A 21,394-nucleotide genomic window follows, 5' to 3' on the forward strand; every position below is an offset into this window, starting at 1 on the left:
CTATGAGTAATTCGAACCAACAAGAACAAATTAATATTGAGTTAGACGAAACTATCGCAGAGGGAATTTATTCTAATCTGGCGATTATCAACCACTCATCATCAGAATTTGTTTTAGATTTTGTGAGTATTATGCCTGGTATTCCTAAAGCCAAAGTAAAGTCAAGAATTGTCTTGACACCACAACATGCTAAAAGATTATTAAAAGCAATTGGAGAAAATATCCATCGATTTGAAAACGCTCATGGCGAAATCAAAGAGACAGAACAAGCACCAATACCGCTTAATTTTGGTCCGGCAGGACAAGCATAAAGTACTAAGCCCCATTTTTTTAAATGGGGCTTTTTTATTTCAGATAATATTAGAATAGATGTATTTCAACCGATTTAGTTTACTTTCATCGACTAAATTTCTTGTTTGCGATTTATTATCCTAAATTGGTTTCTCCTAATAAAATGGGATTAATTTGTTGGATATAATAAACTATTAAGGTTGCATTAATTCAAATTAAAAAAAAGCGCTAATGATCATTTAGCGCTTTTTTTATGCTTTTTTTTTTCGTTTTTATTGAACAATAATTCAGGATTGAAAATTAATTAACCCTCTTTCCAACCTTTTTACGGAAAATGTACTCTATATAAGTAAATAAGCATCTTCGAATAGATCTTAACTTAATAAAGTACGATATGAAAAAGAAATTCACCTTAGAGATATCAAGCCCTTGCTCAGAAAATTTTAATAAAATGATTCCCAATACAATTGGCTCATTTTGTAGTTCATGTGCGAAAAATGTAATCGATTTAAGCAAAAAATCGAATGCCGAAGTGGCTAAATTTATTGCAGAAACTAAAGATCAAAATATTTGTGCCCGTTTGAAAGTAACACAATTAGATCACGAGTTTGAATACAATGAGACTTCTAAAATTAATAATCTGAAATATGCAGCAGTAGCCGCGTCACTTTTACTAGCTTCAAATGTTTCCGGACAAGAAAAAACACCGATTAAAACTGAAGTAAATTGCCCAAAACCTAGTCATTATTTACTGGGGAAAGTTGCTTCTAATAATACTGTTAGACAGGAATTAGTAATAACAGTTAAAGGGAAATTATTGGATGCTACAACAAATAAACCCTTTTCCCGTAAAATGTATCCAAATCTGGAACTTAGAATTAATGATTCTGAAAATGCATTTAGAATAAATGCTAAAACGGGAGAATTTTCTATTCCTGTAAAAGTTTTAAAAAGCAACAAAAGTCTAGTTGTTACGATTACCGGAGATGATTATTATCTTTCAAAAGAAATACCTTTTGCATTACAGGCTGTTAAGAATAATGTTTTAGTACAAGATATAATTGTTGGAGAAGGAGAACTTGCTAAAATTATGATTTCCGGAGGATTAGGGATCAACTATAAGTAACATCTTAAATTATATCGAAATATAAAAGGCTGTCTAAAGTAATTTAGACAGCCTTTATATGTTTTTCTTTTAAGAAAATATTAATCAAATTCTGAAGTGAAAAATAACTTCACACTTGGATATTTATTTTGAGTCATTTGAATTGTAAAGTCAGAATCAGCTAAGAAAACTAATTGACCGTATTTATCATGAGCTAAGAATTTCTGTTTAATACGTTTGAATTCTTTAAATTCATCATTTTTAGCATCATCAGGTTTTACCCAACACGCTTTATGAACAGGGAAGTTTTCATAAGTACATTTTGCACCATATTCATGCTCTAAACGATACTGAATAACCTCGTATTGAAGTGCTCCAACAGTTCCAATTACTTTACGATTGTTCATTTCTAAAGTAAACAACTGCGCAACACCTTCATCCATCAACTGATCTACTCCTTTTTCTAATTGCTTAGCTTTCATAGGATCAGCATTGTTGATGTATCTAAAGTGTTCCGGAGAGAAACTCGGAATTCCTTTGAAACTCATGATTTCACCTTCAGTCAAAGTATCACCAATTTTAAAGTTTCCTGTATCGTGCAAACCTACGATGTCTCCTGGATACGAAATATCAACGATTTCTTTTTTCTCAGCGAAAAAGGCATTCGGACTGGAGAATTTTAAATTTTTCTTTTGGCGAACGTGATAATAAGGTTTGTTTCTTTCGAAAGTTCCCGAAACAATTTTTATAAAAGCCAAACGGTCTCTGTGTTTAGGATCCATATTCGCATGGATTTTAAAAACAAAACCGGTCATTTTTTCTTCGGTAGGATCTACTAAACGAGTTTCAGAATCTTTTGGTCTTGGAGACGGAGCGATCGTAACGAAACAATCTAACAATTCGCGAACTCCAAAGTTGTTTAAAGCTGAACCAAAAAATACAGGTTGCAATTTCCCATCTAAATAATCCTGACGATCAAATTTTGGATATACTTCGTCAATAAGTTCCAATTCTTCACGTAATCTGTCAGCTGGTTTAGCACCAATGATTTTTTCTAATTCAGGGCTTTGAACATCAGAGAAAGCAATAGTTTCTTCGATATTTTTACGGCTGTCTCCACTAAAAAGATTGATGTTTTGCTCCCATAAATTATAAATCCCCTGAAAGTCATAACCCATACCAATAGGAAAACTTAAAGGAGTAACCGTAAGTCCAAGTTTTTGTTCTACTTCATCCATTAAGTCAAAAGCATCTTTTCCTTCACGGTCTAATTTATTGATGAAAACAATCATCGGGATATTCCTCATTCTACAAACTGCGACTAATTTTTCAGTTTGTTCCTCAACCCCTTTTGCAACGTCGATTACAACAATAACACTGTCAACAGCAGTTAAAGTTCTAAAAGTATCTTCGGCAAAATCCTTGTGTCCCGGAGTATCAAGAATGTTGATTTTTTTTTCTTTATAATTAAAAGCAAGTACAGATGTTGAAACCGAAATACCTCTTTGGCGTTCGATTTCCATGAAATCACTCGTTGCTCCTTTTTTAATTTTATTGTTTTTTACAGCTCCTGCTTCCTGAATGGCCCCTCCAAATAGCAATAACTTCTCTGTTAAAGTTGTTTTACCGGCATCGGGATGCGATATAATTCCAAATGTTCTTCTGCGTTGTATTTCTTTTAAAAAGCTCATATTTCGTATAAATAGGTTGCAAAAGTACTATTAATTACGGCTTAATAAAAATATTCACTTCTTAAATTAGGAAGTCTTTCGTTTTATTAAAGATAAGTTGTAAGCAAAAAATAAGGCTGTCTTTTTACAACAGCCTTAGAATTAATCATTTTAAAATTATTGGTTAAGCGACCAAACAGAATATCCTTTTGGCGGACATTGAATTTTTACCCATTTATCAGCTTGTGTTGTTGGATACCAGGTTGATGCTCCGGTAAAATCTTTGATCTGTGCATTTGCCCAATTGGTCTGAATCCATCGTTCTTGCCACGAGTTAGAGTTATTGATGTAAACAACTAATCCAGGATTTCCGTTGTACCCATTTCTTCTGGCAATATATTCATCATCATCAGCATATAAAATCGAAGTTGTACCTGTAGCTTTGTTGTTGTGAATCCAGATCAGATTGTTTAATTTGTTTTTATCAAGCCATTCTTCATAATCTCTGTAGAATATTGTTGGATATCCTTCGTGAGTCAGGATATAAGAATACGCTAGTAATTTGTTCGAAATTTCATCTGTATCGTGATTGGTAACAAACGTAACAGCTTTGTATGGATTTCTTTTCCACATCATGTCGTCGTTTAATAACGCAAGATTATTTCCGTCGAATGCATCATTCATTTTATAATAACATGCAAAATCAAAAACAGAACTATTGGCGTTATTTGCCCAATCATTTAATACGTTTACATTCGAATCCCATAATTCTCCCACCGAAAAGCCACCTACATTAGCATTCCAGGAGTTAACAACCCAAGCACCAAACCCTTTTACGTAGTCAAATCTCCAGCCGTCAAATTTCATTGTATTTTTATAGTATTTACCAACACCGTCGGCTCTTAACCACAACCAATTTTGAACATTTGGAGCCGCATGGCATAAATCGGGAAAACCTCCAAAAGAGCCCTCGTCGTTATTACCGTAGCTATTTTTGTAAAAATCATTGTAAGTACGTGGGAATTTTCCAGAAGCAACTCCGTTAAAGTTGGTCCAGGTATTCGTTCCTGTAAACGGATTCGCTTCAGATTGTCCGCCACTATTATGATTAATCACAATATCGGCGTAAACTTTCATGTTTTCGGCATGTGCATTAGTGATTAAACTTACCAATTCGGTTTTTGAACCAAAACGGGTTTCTACAGAACCATTTTGGTTGTAATCTCCAAAATCAAAATAATCAGTTGGATCGTATCCCATAGAAAAAGCTCCATTTTGAGCCTTAGAAGCTGGCGGAAGCCAAATAGATCCAATTCCTGCATTTCCCCATGTGGCTACTTTACCACTTACGGTATTCCACCAGTTTCCTCCTGCAGGTACATCCCAATAAAAAGCCTGCATCATAACACCGCCGCCGGGATTGTCAACATACTTTCCGGTTGATGAATTAGAAGTTCCTGTACTAAACGGTTTTCCGTCGTGATGCGTAACATTAATGATTTCAAACTGTTGACTTTCAGCTCTTGCGTCTGCGTCGTTGGTTTCATTTTGCGAACAGGAATAAAAGAATGCAGTTGTTATTGCAAGCAAATAAATCTTTAGAATAGGTTTTTTCATAATAAGATTTTGGTTTAGGTTAGATAATAAAGTTTGTAATTTGATATTTATTAAAGGGTTTATTGTGACTATTCGTAATTTTGACCCTTCATAATTATCAATTACTCATCTAAAGTATATGTTTTTTGATTTGGTTTATTTTTATAAGAAAATAGTTATACAGCGAAAACGTTGTAGTATTGATAACTTTTTATTTTATCGAAAAGTTAGATCTTTTTTGAATCTGTAAAATATTTCAGTAAAGTGATGATTTTGGGTCCTGTAGAAATGATTTGTGCCATTTTTTAAAGTAATTAATATCATATAAACAGTTGCTCAATATGAAATTAAGCTATCATCCATATAATTTTTTGTTAATAGTATAGCCGATAGTTGTATTATGTAATTGAATTGTTATTTTTGTTCGTTATAAGTTAAAAAGAACTAGATCTTAATTATTTAGTATTTTCAATACAATATCCGGGAAATACATTTAAAGTGATTGTGGTTTAAAACGAAATTCTAAAGCAAGATCTTTACATTCAAATTAAATTTAAAATAATGTTATTAAAAAAATTACAGTTAAAAACAATTGATTACAAATTAGTGTTGACAATGTGTTTTTTATTTTTTTTCAACTCAATCATTTCGGCTCAGGAAATTATTAAAGATACTGTGATCCAGAAACCAGTTCAACTACAATCTGGACAAAAACAAAAAATTGATGGTATTATAGCCAATGTTGGAGATTACATTGTTTTAGATTCAGATATTGATAAAGGATATTTAGAAATTACTGCCTCAGGAGGTTCTACAAAAGATATTACAAGATGCCAGATGCTTGGTAAGCTTTTAGAAGATAAATTGTATGCACACCAGGCGATTCAGGATAGTATCGTAGTAAGTGATGCAGAAATTAGAAGTATGATGGATGACCGATTGAATTATATGGTTCAACAGGTAGGAGATATCAATAAAGTAGTTGCTTATTATAAAAAGAATTCGGTAGAAGAGTTTAAAACTTATTTTTCTGATATCTTAAAGGAGCAAAAATTAGCTTCTGAAATGACGAAGAAAATTGTTGATGCAGTAGAAATTACTCCGGAAGAAGTTCGTAATTTCTTTAAAAAAATACCAAAAGAGGAATTGCCAACTTTTGGAGCTGAGATGGAAGTAGCGCAAATCGTGGTAGAGCCAAAAGTTTCTGCAGAAGATGAGCAAAAGGTAAAAGACAGATTAAATGCCATCAGAAAAGATGTTCTTGAAGGTTCAAGTTTTGCAACAAAAGCAGTTTTGTATTCGCAAGATCCAGGATCTTCACCAAATGGAGGGTTTTATAAAATGACCAGAAAAACTCCATTTGTAAAAGAGTTTAAAGATGTTGCTTTTAGTTTAGGAGAAGGAGAAATTTCTGAGCCTTTTAAAACTACTTTTGGATATCATATTATTATGGTAGACAAAATAAAAGGACAAGAAGTTGAATTACGTCATATTTTAATTGCACCTACAGTTTCTGAGACAGCTTTGAAAGATGCTAAGGAGAGAATTGCGAATATCAGAACTAAAATAGAAAACAAAGAAATTACTTTTGCTGAAGCTGCCAGAACAGAATCTGACGAAAAAGAAACAAGAGCAAACGGTGGAACATTGATTAATCCTAATACTCAGGATACCCGTTTTGAGTTGACTAAAATGGACCCAACGTTATACAGCCAGGTTTCTAATCTAAAAGATAACGAAGTTTCTCAGCCAATTTTGAATACAGATGACAAAGGTAAGAAGACATACAAGTTAATTACTATCACTAATAGAATTGACGCACATACCGCTGATTATGCTAAAGATTATACTAAGATTAAAGAATTGGCATTGAAAGAAAAACAAATCACAACAATTTCAAAGTGGTTTGATACTAAAATAAAAGATACTTACATTAAAATTATTGGAGAGTACAGAGATTGTAATTTTGTATACAACTGGTTGAAAAAATAATTTTTATTAAATAAATAAAAAGAGTTAGTTTTATGAATTCATAGAGCTAACTCTTTTCAATTTTAAAAATATATCTAAATGTCTGACGTAGCAGCAATTCATAATTTAGTTCAAAAAAGAAATGAATTAAAAAACGAAATAGCAAAAATCATTGTAGGCCAGGATGAAGTTGTAGATCAAATTTTACTTTGTATATTTTCCGGCGGACACGCACTTTTAATAGGTGTTCCGGGATTGGCAAAAACATTAATGATAAATACTTTGGCGCAAGCCTTAGGATTAGATTTTAAAAGAATTCAGTTTACTCCGGATTTAATGCCGTCAGATATTTTAGGAAGTGAAATTCTGGATGAAAACAGGCATTTTAAATTTATAAAAGGGCCTATTTTTTCGAACATCATTTTGGCCGATGAGATCAACAGAACGCCGCCAAAAACGCAGGCTGCTTTACTTGAAGCCATGCAGGAACGTTCGGTTACTATTGCTGGACAAAATTATAAGTTAGATTTACCTTATTTTGTATTAGCAACGCAAAACCCAATTGAGCAGGAAGGGACTTATCCTTTACCGGAAGCGCAATTAGACCGTTTTATGTTTGCTATTAAATTAGAATATCCAAGTTTTGAAGAAGAAGTTCAGGTCGTAAAACGTACAACTTCTGATGCTAAAACAACTATCAATCCGTTGTTTACGGCTCAGGAAATTATCGATTTCCAACATTTGATTCGTCGAATTCCTGTAGCTGATAATGTGATTGAATATGCTGTAACGTTAGTAAGCAAAACACGTCCGGATAATGCATTGTCGAATGATTTTGTAAAGAATTACCTGGATTGGGGAGCAGGGCCAAGAGCGTCTCAAAACTTAATTTTGGCTGCAAAAGCTCACGCAGCTTTTAATGGGAAATTCTCACCCGATATTGAAGATGTAAAAGCAGTTGCAACCGGAATTTTGCGACACAGAATTATTAAAAACTACAAAGCAGATGCGGAAGGAATAACCGAAGAAGTTATCATCCAGAAGTTGATGTAAAATATATAAAAGCCTGATATAAATATCAGGCTTTTTTTTTGTCTATTTCGGAATCCTGGTTTCGTTGATTAATCGAACAGATTTATTTTGAAAAAGTTTTATTAGAAGTACTTCTGCAATCGAAGTATATTTTTTATTGTCGCACTCGTACCACCAATAAGAGTGATATTGAATGTTATTTTTCTCCATTCGAACAAAACATATTTCTTCGTTGTTTTTTTGAATCACTTTTGATTCGATAATTTTATACCCAGTTCCTGTCCAGCACACCAAAGGATTGTGTGACGGAGTTTTAATATAGATAAGTTTTTCATGAGTTACAATTTTAAAAACTTCAGGACTTATCCAGATTCCTTTTTTAAGATTATAAGTTGTATTTAAATTTTCGAGCAAATTATGTTTCAATTCTTTTTTGATTTCTAAGCTGGTTATGAGTACAATTGAAAATGCTATTGTAATAAGTAAGAAGGTAAATTTATTAGAATTTGACTGGAGTGTTTCTTCTTGATTAGGTTTAAAAAAACGAATGAAGAATAACATTGGTATAATTTGATAAAATGCAAAACAAAGTAAACCAATAGTGTAATGTAAAGTATTCTCTTCGGTACAATTAAATAAAATTAAAGTTACGATTCTGAAATAATTCGAAATAATATTGAATAAAATCACCATAAAACAAAATAGGAAGATTTGTTTGACATTGAAATATTTCTGTTGTTTTCGTTCTTCCAGAGTCAGTAAAAAAGCTCCAACAAGCAAACCGGTTTTAAACATCGACAATCCCATACATGCCGTATCTATAGTGATTTTCGCATTGTTGATATAAAAATTAACACCTTCGATCTTTGTTATTGGGATGAAATCTTGTAAAGTGAGATATACGCCATAACAAAGAGTTTGTTTGATTTCTACTGTCAAATAATCAAAAAAAGTGCTAAAAACAGATGAGAATAATAAGATACAGATAAAGGCGATGAATGAAAATTTTCTGGTAAGACTGTAATATAAAAAGCAGGCTAGCAATGCTAAAGCTAAAAAATGCAAAGATTTGGTATGCAAGCGAAAGCTTATAAATTCTAATACAAAAATTAAAACTAAAAGAGGGTAGTTCATATTGAATGAAGTTTTTCTACCCCCAATTAGAAACAATACGATGGAAAATACAATTCCGAAGAGATTACTATCAAGCCCCGATATTACTATATTCAAGTTAATAGCCAGTAGACAAGCCAGAATCAATAAGGCAATTGCGTTTTTGTATTGAAATATAAAATTCATTAGATAGTTTGCTTTTTGTTTTTTCTGTAATAGAAGAAAAGTATTGTAGATCCCAGAATAATTAATAACCATTCGTGTGGTTCAGGAACAGCGCCATCGTTGTTTATAGAGGCATTTCCTAAAGTGTCGACATTTTTTTCAATTCCGTTATTTTTGTAATCTGCATCAGTTTCAAGAACAATTAGAGAAGATATTGGCGTTACAATATTGGCATCTTTAGCTAAATTCACATATTTATTATAAAAAAGGGCATCATTTTTAATTTTGATTTCTTCTTCGCGCAATTCGTCAACCGAAACCACTGTAACGCTAGCAGTATCTTGAGAAATAGGCTCATTTTTATAATGTGACAAATAACTATTTTGAATCTTTACTTGCTCCTCCAAAACTTTTCCAAAAGCATACATTCTGTAAATATGATTTGGTCCATTGCTTTTAGTAGCGCTGGTTTGCGGAATTTCTTGAATCGCAATATTTGCAGGTTCTATATTGACCGTGTTAGTTGCTGTTTGAAATAGAATAAATTGCTTTTTATTAATGAGTTCTAAGCTGTTTTTTAAACTGGTCTGAAAATAATCTACATATTTTTGCTCCTTGACTGTCTGCCAAAACGGATTAATATCAGATGAAATATTAATTACTTTTAAATTTCTCTCTTTCGTTCCGGTTCTTATTTTCTTTAAATAACGGGAATCTTCAAGTTCTTCAAAATTAGCAGAAAACGTACCGCATTTTGTAATGATTAAGCTGTTTGGAGTCATTTTATAAAGAGGTAACAAGGAATAGTGCAGATCTTCAAATTCTAATTCGATAGCTTTAAAATTGTCTTTATCGATTGCTTTCTTTTCTCCATTTATAATAACAAACAAATTCTTTTTATTTAAGTCCACAAAAGATTCGATTTGTTTAGTCGTCCAGCTGCTGTTTAGGTCTAATATAATTTCTGAAGGTGTAAACGAAATAGCTGTTTTCTGAATTTCCGTGACTTCATACACTTTATTTTTCCATGCAAATGAATTTGATTGCAAAGGTTGAGTCAAAGGCATAGTAGCTTCCCAATCGTCTAATCCTTTCGATTGGTTGATGTAGTAGTTCTTATTTAGTTCAAAATCTTTACTGGTTTCTATTTTTGTATTTCCAACGGTCTGGATTCTTGATATCGTTTCGGCATTCGAAATATTCGGGCCTTTTATAGAAAGACTCTGATATTTCATTTGATTGTCTTCAACTTTTAAAGGAGTTGTAAAACCACATTTAAAGGTGCGTGGCGTTTTATAATTGATCGGGAAAACCCTAACAACCACTTTATTTCCTTCTTTCCATTGCATTAAAGAAGGGTCACGGTATTCTACACCAACAATTTGTTTATAAGCTGCTTTCGCTTTTTCTTTTGTAGTCAAAACTCCTTTTCTTTCGATTCCGTTTACCCATAATGATAACGATGTTGCAACAGAACCTTCCGGTAATTGAAAAGAATAAATAGCCTCCTTGTTGTTTCTCCCGGATTCTTGCTCGCAGGCAATTTTCATTGTGATTTCAGTATAAGCCAAACGCGTTTCCGGATAAATTTTTACATCTTCTTTAATGCTTTTGGTAAATAAATCGTCGCCACTCCATAATTGTTCTTCGGTTTCTAATCGTTTGTCAAAGTTTGATTTTAGAATATTTATTTTATCGTCGTTATCCAGAGTTAGGTCTTCACAAAACAAATAGGCAATAGATATAAACGGATTATGAATTTTACGCTCATTAAATTGTTTGCTGCCAAAGGAATTAAAAGAGCTAAAAGAAAAAATATCGTGAAGCGGAATATATACAATGTCTTTTTTTAATAGAATTTCGTTAAAAAAATTAGGTTTTAAATTCTGTGAAACTGAGATGTAATAAGGCAGTTCATTATTTTGATCAAATGAAGTGATTCTGGCCAATTGGGTTATTTTTCTGCTTTCAATATTTAATCCTACAGTAAAGACGATCATGCTAATTAATACCACTAAAAAACCTCCGCTAAAAGAAACAGCATAAATTTTATTGTTACTGAGATATCGAATAATTGTGATTGTATGGATAATAATAACAAGTGCCGGTACCAAGCCATAGAAACCTACTCCTAAAGCTATAAGTCCCATAAAAGAGAATGGCATAATTGGAATGAGGTAAAGCGCAAAATATAAAATGATTGAAAACGATACGCCATTTATGAAAAAGGCAATAGATGTATTTCCCTTTTCATCTGAATTTCTGTAAATAAAAAAATTAGAGAGACAAAAAGCCAGAGTGGTTAAATAAACCCATACAGGGAGATCCTGAAAAACAGGAATAAATGTATTTAAGCTAAAACAGCCAATAAACCAGTTTAGGATCAGGAAAGGAGCTAAGTGAATGTACGTTTGCCTTTTTCTAAGAATTAAGAAGGAAACTCCAACTCCATATACAAATTCGAATATGAGACTTAGTAAATCAATTGATTCATAACCACGCCAATAATGTTCTTTAGAGAGAAGAGCGATAATAAGGAAAATGCTGCTAAACAATGTTACAATTAAACTAATTACTACTCCGGTTTTTTGAGTGTAAGATTCTAAAATATCTAATTTGTGTTTCATAGTTATATTTATTTAAAAGTACTTTGAATTGCAAAGCTATTAAATAATTTGAATTACAAATTTTTTTATTAGAATTTTTTTTGAAAGTGAATGAAAGTTTAATCTTCGAATTGATTTTTTTAAATGCAGAAGAAAAAGTGGTATAAAAGAGTAACTATAACGTTATAATTCCTTATTTAGAACCGTTCTTCGCTAAAACAGGAGTAAAATCTGACTTCATTTATAACAGCAAATTCCGACTTTGTTAAAGAAAAGATTTTAAAATATCAATAATTTATTTTTTCCATTCAAAATTGATATTTTGACAAAAACAAGCAGTCAAATTCGTTTTTTAGCAATAATAATTTTTGAAAAGGCGACTTCTATTATATTTTTTTTAATTGTCGGCTTTAATACCTAAATTTGCGTACAAAAAAAATAAAATACCTAGAAAAGACTTTTATTATGAATATTTATCAGGATTACATCCAAGAAATTGAAGAACGAAAAGGTCAAGGGCTTAACCCGAAACCAATTGATGGCGCTGAATTATTAGGCGAAATCATTGAACAAATTAAAGATTTGAATAACGAGTACAGACAAGATTCTCTGAACTTTTTTATTTATAATGTTGTACCAGGTACTACTAGTGCAGCCGGTACAAAAGCTAAGTTTTTGAAGGAAATTATTTTGGGTCAATCCGAAGTAAAAGAAATAACACCTGCTTTTGCTTTTGAGTTATTATCACACATGAAAGGCGGACCTTCGATTGAAGTGTTGTTGGATTTAGCGCTTGGTGATCATACTTCTATTGCAAAACAAGCAGGCGATGTTCTTAAGACACAAGTTTACCTTTATGAGGCAGACACAGACCGTCTTAAAGAAGCATTTAAAAATGGTAACCCAATTGCTATTGAAATTCTTAAAAGTTACGCACAGGCAGAGTTTTTTACTTCACTGCCAGAAGTAGTAGAAGAAATTAAAGTAGTTACTTATATCGCTGGTGAAGGAGATATCTCGACAGATTTACTTTCTCCGGGTAACCAGGCGCACTCACGTTCTGACCGTGAACTTCACGGTAAATGTATGATTACGCCTAAGGCACAAGAAGAAATTAAAGCATTACAGGCAAAACATCCTGACGCAAGCGTTATGTTGATTGCTGAAAAAGGTACAATGGGTGTAGGTTCGTCAAGAATGTCAGGTGTAAACAACGTGGCACTTTGGACAGGTAAACAAGCAAGTCCTTATGTTCCATTTATTAATATTGCTCCAATCGTGGCAGGAACAAATGGTATTTCTCCAATTTTCCTAACAACTGTAGATGTTACCGGTGGTATTGGTTTAGACCTTAAAAACTGGGTAAAAAAGCTGGATGCAGAAGGTAATATTATTCGTAATGAGAATAATGAGCCAATTCTTGAAGAAGCATACTCTGTTGCTACAGGAACTGTACTTACCATAAACACAAAAACAAAAAAATTATACAACGGTGATCAGGAATTGATAGACATTTCTAAAGCATTTACGCCTCAGAAAATGGAATTTATCAAAGCTGGCGGATCTTACGCGATTGTATTTGGTAAAAAACTTCAAACATTAGCAGCGAAAGTTTTAGATATCGAAGCTCCTCTTGTATTTGCTCCATCAAAAGAAATTTCTGTTGAAGGGCAAGGACTTACAGCGGTAGAGAAAATCTTCAACAGAAATGCTGTTGGTATAACTGCAGGCAAAGTATTACACGCCGGATCAGATGTTCGTGTAGAAGTAAATATTGTAGGTTCTCAGGATACGACTGGTCTTATGACTGCTCAGGAATTAGAGTCTATGGCTGCCACAGTAATTTCTCCAATTGTTGATGGTGCATACCAATCAGGTTGTCATACAGCTTCAGTTTGGGATAAAAAGGCACAGGCAAATATTCCAAAATTGATGAAATTCATGAACGATTTTGGTTTAATCACAGCTCGTGATCCAAAAGGTGTTTATCATGCAATGACAGATGTAATTCATAAAGTACTTAACGATATTACAATTGATGAGTGGGCTATCATTATTGGTGGTGACTCTCATACAAGAATGTCAAAAGGTGTTGCTTTTGGTGCTGATTCAGGAACAGTTGCTCTTGCATTGGCGACCGGAGAAGCTTCCATGCCAATTCCGGAATCTGTAAAGGTGACGTTTGTTGGAGAAATGAAAGACTACATGGACTTCCGTGATGTGGTGCATTCAACACAAGCTCAAATGCTTAAGAAATTTGGTGGTGAAAATGTTTTTCAGGGTAGAATTATCGAGGTTCATCTAGGAACTCTTACTGCTGACCAGGCCTTTACATTTACAGACTGGACTGCAGAAATGAAAGCAAAAGCTTCTATCTGTATTTCTGAAGATGATACCTTAATTGAATCATTGGAGATTGCAAAAAGCAGAATCCAGATCATGATTGATAAAGGTATGGATAATCAGAAACAAGTTCTTCAGGGATTGATTAACAAGGCAGATAAGAGAATTTCAGAGATCAAATCAGCTGAAAAACCAGCGTTGACTCCAGATGCAAATGCGAAATATTATGCTGAAGTTGTGGTAGATCTTGATCAGATTATCGAACCAATGATTGCAGATCCAGACGTGAATAACGTTGATGTTTCTAAAAGATATACGCACGATACTATCAGACCTTTATCTTTCTATGGTGGAGTGAAAAAAGTAGATCTAGGATTTATCGGTTCTTGTATGGTTCACAAAGGAGATATGAAGATTTTAGCTCAAATGCTTAAAAATATTGAAGATATACACGGTAAAGTGGAGTTCAAGGCGCCTCTTGTAGTAGCGCCTCCTACTTACAACATTGTAGATGAACTTAAAGCTGAAGGTGACTGGGAAGTTTTACAAAAATACTCAGGTTTCGAATTCAACGATAATGCGCCTAAAGGAGCAGCACGTACTGAATATGAGAACATGTTGTATTTAGAGCGTCCAGGATGTAACCTTTGTATGGGTAACCAGGAAAAAGCGGCAAAAGGAGATACTGTAATGGCAACTTCAACACGTCTTTTCCAGGGAAGAGTTGTAGAAGATACTGAAGGTAAAAAAGGAGAGTCTTTACTTTCTTCTACACCGGTAGTAGTTTTATCTACAATTTTAGGAAGAACTCCTACACTTGCTGAATATACAGCAGCAGTAGATGGTATTAGCCTAACAAGATTTGCACCTTCTCATAAATTGCTGGTAATGTAATTTACGATTAGTTATAATCATTATATATAAAAAGCCTGAGTCGATAAACTCAGGCTTTTTCTTTTCTGGCTCCTCTATTTTTTGTAACTTGTCATGTTCAAATTAAAAAAACAAAAACAATTATACTTATGGCTTTTGATATTGAAATGATAAAAAAAGTGTATGAGAACATGCCGGATCGTGTTGATAAAGCACGCGAGATTGTTGGTCGTCCACTTACATTAACAGAGAAAATTTTATACAATCACCTTTGGGATGGAAATCCAACCAAGGCTTTTGGCAGAGGAGTTGATTATGTTGATTTTGCGCCCGATCGTGTAGCATGTCAGGATGCAACTGCTCAAATGGCATTATTGCAATTTATGCACGCCGGTAAGCCTAAAGTAGCAGTGCCTACAACAGTGCATTGTGATCACCTGATTCAGGCAAAAGTAGATGCAGCAACCGATTTGGCCAGAGCAAAAACACAAAGCAACGAAGTTTTCGATTTCTTGTCGTCAGTTTCTAATAAATACGGAATTGGTTTCTGGAAACCGGGAGCAGGAATTATTCACCAGGTAGTACTAGAAAATTATGCTTTCCCTGGCGGAATGATGATTGGTACCGATTCTCACACTGTAAACGCAGGTGGTTTAGGAATGGTAGCTATTGGTGTTGGTGGAGCCGATGCTGTAGACGTTATGTCCGGTATGGCTTGGGAACTTAAATTCCCTAAATTAATTGGAGTAAAACTAACCGGTAAATTATCAGGTTGGACAGCTCCTAAAGATGTTATCCTAAAAGTTGCCGGTATTCTTACTGTAAAAGGTGGTACTGGTGCAATCGTTGAATATTTTGGAGAAGGAGCAACTTCTATGTCTTGTACCGGAAAAGGTACTATCTGTAACATGGGTGCCGAAATTGGAGCAACAACTTCAACTTTTGGATATGATGATTCAATGAGTCGTTACCTGCGTTCTACAAACAGAGCAGATGTTGCAGATGCTGCAGATAAAATAGCTCCGTACTTAACAGGAGATCCGGAAGTATATGCTAATCCGGAAGAATATTTTGATCAGGTTATCGAAATCAACTTAACTGAATTAGAGCCACATTTAAACGGCCCTTTTACGCCCGATTTAGCGACTCCAATTTCTAAAATGAAAGAAACAGCAATCAAAAATAATTGGCCATTACAAATTCAGGTTGGTTTAATTGGTTCTTGTACTAACTCTTCTTACGAAGATATCTCACGTGCAGCTTCGCTGGCAAGACAAGTAAGCGCTAAAAACTTAAAAACGAAATCTCAATTCACTATTACTCCAGGATCTGAAGTAGTGCGTTATACCATCGAAAGAGACGGATTTATTGATACTTTCGAAAAAATTGGAGCAACTGTTTTTGCTAATGCCTGCGGACCATGTATTGGTATGTGGGACAGAGACGGAGCAGAGAAAGAAGAAAGAAACACTATTGTGCACTCTTTCAACCGTAACTTCTCAAAACGTGCAGATGGTAACCCAAATACTTTAGCATTCGTAGGTTCTCCGGAATTAGTAACTGCTATGGCGATTGCAGGTGATTTAGGCTTCAATCCGTTAACTGATACTTTAATCAATGAAGATGGAGAAGAAGTAATGCTTGAGGCTCCAACAGGAGACGAATTGCCTCCAAGAGGATTTGATGTTAAAGATCCAGGATTTCAGGTTCCGGCAGAAGACGGTTCAGGAGTTCAGGTTGTGGTAAGCCCAACATCTGAGCGTTTACAATTGTTAGCTCCGTTTGATGCCTGGGATGGTAAAAACATTACTGGAGCAAAATTATTAATCAAAGCATTCGGAAAATGTACTACAGATCATATTTCTATGGCTGGACCATGGTTGCGTTTCCGTGGACATTTAGATAATATTTCAAATAATATGTTGATTGGTGCCGTAAATGCATTCAACCAAAAAACAAACTCGGTTAAAAATCAATTATCAGGTACTTACGATGCGGTTCCTGCTGTAGCTCGTGCATACAAAGCCGCTGGAGTTCCGTCTATCGTTGTGGGAGATCACAATTATGGTGAAGGTTCATCTCGTGAGCATGCTGCAATGGAGCCACGTTTCTTAGGAGTTAAAGCGGTATTGGTGAAATCTTTTGCCCGTATCCACGAAACCAACCTTAAAAAACAAGGACTTTTAGGATTAACATTTGCAAACGAAGCTGACTATGATAAAATTCAGGAAGACGATACTATCAATTTTACTGATTTAACGGAGTTTGCTCCGGGAAAACCATTAACATTAGAGTTCGTTCATGCTAATGGTACAAAAGATATCATCCTGGCAAACCATACTTACAACGCAGGTCAGATTGGCTGGTTCGTTGCAGGTTCAGCATTAAACCTAATCGCTGCAGGAAAAGCTTAATCATTAAGATTCCACTATACTCAAAACGCCCTGTTTACACAGGGCGTTTTTATTTGTAGCTAATCCAGCTGTCTTCCATAAAGGATGCCGCTCCCATCTGGGCTAGGGCAGTCGTTTTTATAACAAAAATTAATTCATGAAGATTTTCTGCGATTTAAAAACAAATATTTAATAAGATAAAGTATCATTTATAGTTTTATCGATTGATAACAAATGGTAAAAACAGAAGAGTATTTTTTAGATAATTAAAGCTTATTTTGTTTAAAAAAAGCGGGTTCTTATAAGACGCCTATTTTCAAAGAGTTGAGACTGTTTTTACTTGGGGACAATTAATTCAGGGTAAATTTGTTGTTAAAAAACGTGTATATTTTACATTAAAAGGGTAAATTCGCTTTTTACATAATATATTTACATTTTTCTAGTTTATATTATTCAGGCGAAAAGTTATATTATTTAAACTTAAAGAAGTATTCATTAAACTTTAATAGGTATGGTTGTTAGATTAATTATAGTGTTGTTTTTTTTCAGTGTTGGTGTATTTTCTCAGGAAAAGTTTATCAAGCACAAAATATCAAAGGGAGAAAACCTATCTGTAATTGCTAAAAAATATGGTGTAAAAACCAAAGACATTCAAGATGCCAATCCCGACGCTCCTAAAGTTTTAAAATTAAATTCGGTGCTCTTAATTCCGAATACCAATAAAAAGGTTACTACAAAAAAAACTGAAATAGTTGCCAATACAACTTACGCAACATCTTCAAATTCAGGTGTACACGAAGTACAACAAAAAGAAAATCTTTGGGCAATTTCAAAAAAATACAATGTTTCTGTTGATGATTTAAAAAAAGCAAATCCGTCGCTGGAAAATGAAGATCTGAAAATAGGACAGAAACTTACTATTCCGTCTAATGCTATTGCAGCGACTGAAAAGAATACAAAGAAAAATCAGAATATAGAAAAACCGGAAATAATTCCTTCAACAGATGTAGAAGTTGTAGTTGAAGTAAAGCCAAAAGAAACAAAATATCTAATTGCGAAAAAATACGGGATAACGGTTGCAGAACTAGAGAGGCAAAATCCATCTATTAAAAGAAAGCTGCCGGTTGGTTATCTTTTAAAAATTAGAACTTCAAAAGAAAAAGCAAATCAGGATATTGCTAGCGCATCTCAAACTCAGGTTGCCGAAGCTGTTGCAACTTCAGAAAATAACGGTAAAAACGATGAAATAAGGCCGGAAATTATACCTGCAAAAAACGTTGAAGTAGTAGTTGAGGTACAGCCAAAAGAAACAAAATATGCCATTGCAAAGAAATACGGAATCACTGTTGCAGAATTAGAGCGACAGAATCCATTTATTAAAGGGAAATTGCCTGTTGGTTATGTGCTCAAAATTAATACATCAAAAGAAAAGGCCGATGCAGCCGCATTAGCAACAACTCCACAAACTAACGACGGCTTATCAGACACTTCGCAAGTAGCAGATAATTCAACAGTTGAGAAAGATACCACTACAATATTTAGAGTGAGTAATCATTCAGAATTAGTGAATCAATTGATCGATAATGCAACTGAAAATATTGGAACTCGTTACAGATCAGGCGGAACCACAAAAGCAGGTTTTGACTGTTCAGGATTGATGATTTGTACGTTTAATAATTTCGATATTAAATTGCCAAGAAGTTCTATAGAACAATCCAGAGTGGGTACCAAAGTCGGTACAGAAGAAGCTCAAAAAGGAGATTTGATTTTCTTTAAAACAAACGGAAGACGCCATATCAATCACGTAGGAATGGTCGTTGAGGTTGTTGATGGAGAAATTAAGTTTGTTCATTCTTCTACTCACGGAGGTGTCATGATCTCTTCTACCAAAGAACCGTATTACCAAAGAACCTTCTCTCAGGTAAATCGTATTTTGCAATAATAAACTGTATCAATCAGTTTTCTTTTTTAATTCTCACTAATATGAAAAGTGACGTTTTGTTTCACAACTTTTCAATGTGATTAAAAAGAAATTCATCTCACTTTTTGAATTCTACATTAAGTTTCTCCTTTTTATTCGAATTCATGCCAAAAATGCCCGCAGCCATTTTTACATTCTGTATTTTTTCTTTGAGTGTCGGTTACTTTAAAAATCCACAGTAATGAGGTTACAACTTTTATATTTTCGTTTTCAGGAAGTTCTGCTAATTTATAAAAAGCAATTTTTGTTGGAAAAGTTTTTAAAATCACAATAGGAGTATAGGTTGATTTTAAAGGAATTGTATTCAGCGCATTTTGATACGTTTCTGTATTATAATGAGTTTTCTCCGGAATAGCATTAAATATATAATTTTTTAAAGTTGTAAAAAGTACTTCGAAATCATATTCAGGATCTTCTAATAAAAGCTGTACGCCAAGATTAAAGTCTATTTTATCTTGGGCGACTTTGTTTATTATTAGTTCTTTTTGAGACATTTGATGCATAAAAAGTAATTCAATTTTATTTAAATTGTTGTCTTACATTCCTCGACAGTATTGCGAAAGTATAGAATATCTTTTTGAGTTTTAGAATTAATTTCTTTCTTATGAAATCAGGATTTGCGTGAGGGATAGAGGCGGTATAAATTGTTGGATTTTGGATTTTGATATTTTGGATTTTTCAATATTAAAAGCTTCTCTCATTAGGAGTATGATATTTTAGACAGAGGCTTTTTAATAAGAATCTAAAATCAACAATCTAAAATCTAAAATTTCAGAAAAAAGTATATCTTTAACCAACCCAAAAAAACAAAACCAATGCAAGAAAACGACCAGGAACATTTTAAAAGAGAACTCGGATTATTAGACGGAACTATGCTTGTAGTTGGTTCTATGATAGGATCCGGGATATTTATCGTGAGTGCTGACATCGCCAGACAAGTAGGTTCTGCAGGATGGCTGACTCTGATTTGGCTCATTTCAGGATTGATTACTATTATTGCCGCAGTGAGTTATGGCGAATTAAGCGCGATGTTCCCCAAAGCTGGAGGACAATATGTTTACTTAAAAGAAGCCTATAATAAGCTAATTGCTTTTTTGTACGGCTGGAGTTTTTTTGCTGTAATTCAAACGGGAACGATTGCTGCCGTAGGTGTGGCTTTCTCTAAGTTTGCATCGTATCTTTATGAACCTTTTAGTGATGAAAATATTTTGTTCGAATTGGGTTCTTTTAAACTTAATGCCGCTCAGATTGTTTCGATCCTAACGATTGTTTTACTAACTTTTATTAATAGCCGTGGTGTTAAAAACGGAAAAATTCTACAAACGGTTCTAACAATTATCAAAATTTTATCGTTGTTGGGTTTGATCGTTTTCGGATTAACATTGGCCGCAAAAGCTTCGGTTTGGGATGCCAACTGGGCAGATGCCTGGACAACACGTTCGTTTAATAAAGATACTGGTTCGTGGCTGCCAATTAGCGGAACGGCTTTGATTAGCGGAATTTCGGCTGCGATGGTTGGATCTTTATTTTCTAGTGATGCCTGGAATGGTGTAACGTTTATTGCAGGAGAAATTAAAAACCCGAAGCGTAACGTTGGTTTCAGTTTGTTTTTAGGAACTTTTATTGTGACTATTATTTATGTTTTGACCAATTTGATGTATTTGGCAGTGATTCCGTTAGACGAAATTGCAACTGCAAAATCTGATAGAGTAGCGGTTGTGGCTTCACAATATATCTTTGGTAATATTGGAACGCTGATTATTGCCATTATGATTATGATTTCGACTTTTGCGTGTAACAACGGATTAATCATGGCGGGTGCAAGAGTATATTATACAATGGCAACGGATGGTTTGTTCTTTAAAAAAGCAGCTGTTCTAAATAAATTTAGTGTGCCTTCATGGGCTTTATGGGCGCAATGTATTTGGGCTTCGGCTTTGTGTCTGACAGGGAAATACGGAGATTTATTAGATTTTGTCATCATAATTGTTTTGATTTTTTACATCCTGACTATCTACGGAATCTTTATTTTGCGTAAAAAAATGCCAGATGTAGAAAGACCTTACAAAGCTTTTGGATATCCGTTTTTGCCATTATTGTACATCATTATTGCAGCGGCAATTTGTATCTCGTTATTAATTACAAAATTCTCGACTTGTGGTTGGGGAGTTTTGATTATGCTAACAGGTATTCCGGTATATTACTTGACGAAACCAAAAGGAGAGTAAGAAGGGACAAAGGTTCAGAGAAGCAAA

13 protein-coding genes are annotated in these 21,394 nt (G+C 33.9%); 8 read left to right on the plus strand and 5 right to left on the minus strand.

What is annotated here, in order from left to right; all coding sequences use genetic code 11:
- Positions 1-2: 2 nt before the first annotated feature.
- Complete coding sequence (locus FLP_RS04635) at positions 3-311, plus strand: DUF3467 domain-containing protein (RefSeq protein WP_065448353.1); 309 nt, start codon at positions 3-5, stop codon at positions 309-311.
- Positions 312-685: 374 nt separating this feature from the next.
- A complete protein-coding gene (locus tag FLP_RS04640; RefSeq protein WP_065448354.1) occupies positions 686-1,417 on the plus strand; it encodes a hypothetical protein in 732 nt (243 codons plus the stop codon).
- 80 nt (positions 1,418-1,497) lie between these two features.
- On the opposite strand, the gene FLP_RS04645 is transcribed toward FLP_RS04640, so the two are convergent.
- Both FLP_RS04645 and FLP_RS04650 read right to left on the minus strand, forming a co-directional pair.
- The gene (locus tag FLP_RS04645) at positions 1,498-3,087 is read right to left on the minus strand and encodes a peptide chain release factor 3 (RefSeq protein ID WP_065448355.1); all 1,590 of its coding nucleotides are present in this window, start codon (positions 3,085-3,087) and stop codon (positions 1,498-1,500) included.
- Between the two features lie 156 nt (positions 3,088-3,243).
- A complete protein-coding gene (locus tag FLP_RS04650; protein WP_065448356.1) occupies positions 3,244-4,683 on the minus strand; it encodes an alpha-amylase in 1,440 nt (479 codons plus the stop codon).
- Between the two features lie 540 nt (positions 4,684-5,223).
- Here FLP_RS04650 and FLP_RS04655 point away from each other — a divergent pair.
- Both FLP_RS04655 and FLP_RS04660 read left to right on the plus strand, forming a co-directional pair.
- Positions 5,224-6,654, plus strand: coding sequence for a peptidylprolyl isomerase (locus tag FLP_RS04655; protein WP_065448357.1), 1,431 nt, complete (start codon positions 5,224-5,226; stop codon positions 6,652-6,654).
- Positions 6,655-6,732: 78 nt separating this feature from the next.
- On the plus strand, positions 6,733-7,686 hold the full coding sequence (locus tag FLP_RS04660; protein ID WP_065448358.1) for an AAA family ATPase: 954 nt from the start codon (positions 6,733-6,735) through the stop codon (positions 7,684-7,686).
- A gap of 42 nt (positions 7,687-7,728) precedes the next feature.
- Here the strand turns inward: FLP_RS04660 and xrtN are convergent, their stop codons facing one another.
- Together xrtN and FLP_RS04670 are read right to left on the minus strand one after the other, a co-directional pair.
- Entirely contained in the window at positions 7,729-8,964 is a 1,236-nt protein-coding gene (gene xrtN, locus FLP_RS04665; RefSeq protein ID WP_165606645.1) for an exosortase N, read from the minus strand.
- Positions 8,964-11,570, minus strand: a complete 2,607-nt coding sequence (locus FLP_RS04670) for an XrtN system VIT domain-containing protein (protein WP_065448360.1) — start codon at positions 11,568-11,570, stop codon at positions 8,964-8,966. Before FLP_RS04670 ends, xrtN begins: the two co-directional genes overlap by 1 nt.
- 444 nt (positions 11,571-12,014) lie before the next feature.
- Here FLP_RS04670 and FLP_RS04675 point away from each other — a divergent pair, with 444 nt between their 5' ends.
- The 3 genes from FLP_RS04675 (at position 12,015) to FLP_RS04685 (ending at position 19,100) form a co-directional block, all read left to right on the plus strand.
- The gene (locus FLP_RS04675) at positions 12,015-14,786 is read left to right on the plus strand and encodes a bifunctional aconitate hydratase 2/2-methylisocitrate dehydratase (protein WP_065448383.1); all 2,772 of its coding nucleotides are present in this window, start codon (positions 12,015-12,017) and stop codon (positions 14,784-14,786) included.
- 128 nt (positions 14,787-14,914) lie between these two features.
- Complete coding sequence (locus FLP_RS04680; RefSeq protein ID WP_065448361.1) at positions 14,915-17,179, plus strand: aconitate hydratase; 2,265 nt, start codon at positions 14,915-14,917, stop codon at positions 17,177-17,179.
- A gap of 490 nt (positions 17,180-17,669) precedes the next feature.
- Positions 17,670-19,100, plus strand: coding sequence for a LysM peptidoglycan-binding domain-containing protein (locus FLP_RS04685; protein ID WP_065448362.1), 1,431 nt, complete (start codon positions 17,670-17,672; stop codon positions 19,098-19,100).
- 131 nt (positions 19,101-19,231) lie between these two features.
- Here the strand turns inward: FLP_RS04685 and FLP_RS04690 are convergent, their stop codons facing one another.
- On the minus strand, positions 19,232-19,642 hold the full coding sequence (locus tag FLP_RS04690) for a DUF5958 family protein (protein WP_078008480.1): 411 nt from the start codon (positions 19,640-19,642) through the stop codon (positions 19,232-19,234).
- A 312-nt stretch (positions 19,643-19,954) separates the two neighbouring features.
- Here FLP_RS04690 and FLP_RS04695 point away from each other — a divergent pair, with 312 nt between their 5' ends.
- A complete protein-coding gene (locus FLP_RS04695) occupies positions 19,955-21,367 on the plus strand; it encodes an APC family permease (protein ID WP_065448364.1) in 1,413 nt (470 codons plus the stop codon).
- Positions 21,368-21,394 lie beyond the last annotated feature (27 nt).

Origin of the sequence: Flavobacterium piscis, from assembly GCF_001686925.1 — a bacterium.
In the GTDB taxonomy this organism is placed as follows: domain Bacteria; phylum Bacteroidota; class Bacteroidia; order Flavobacteriales; family Flavobacteriaceae; genus Flavobacterium; species Flavobacterium piscis.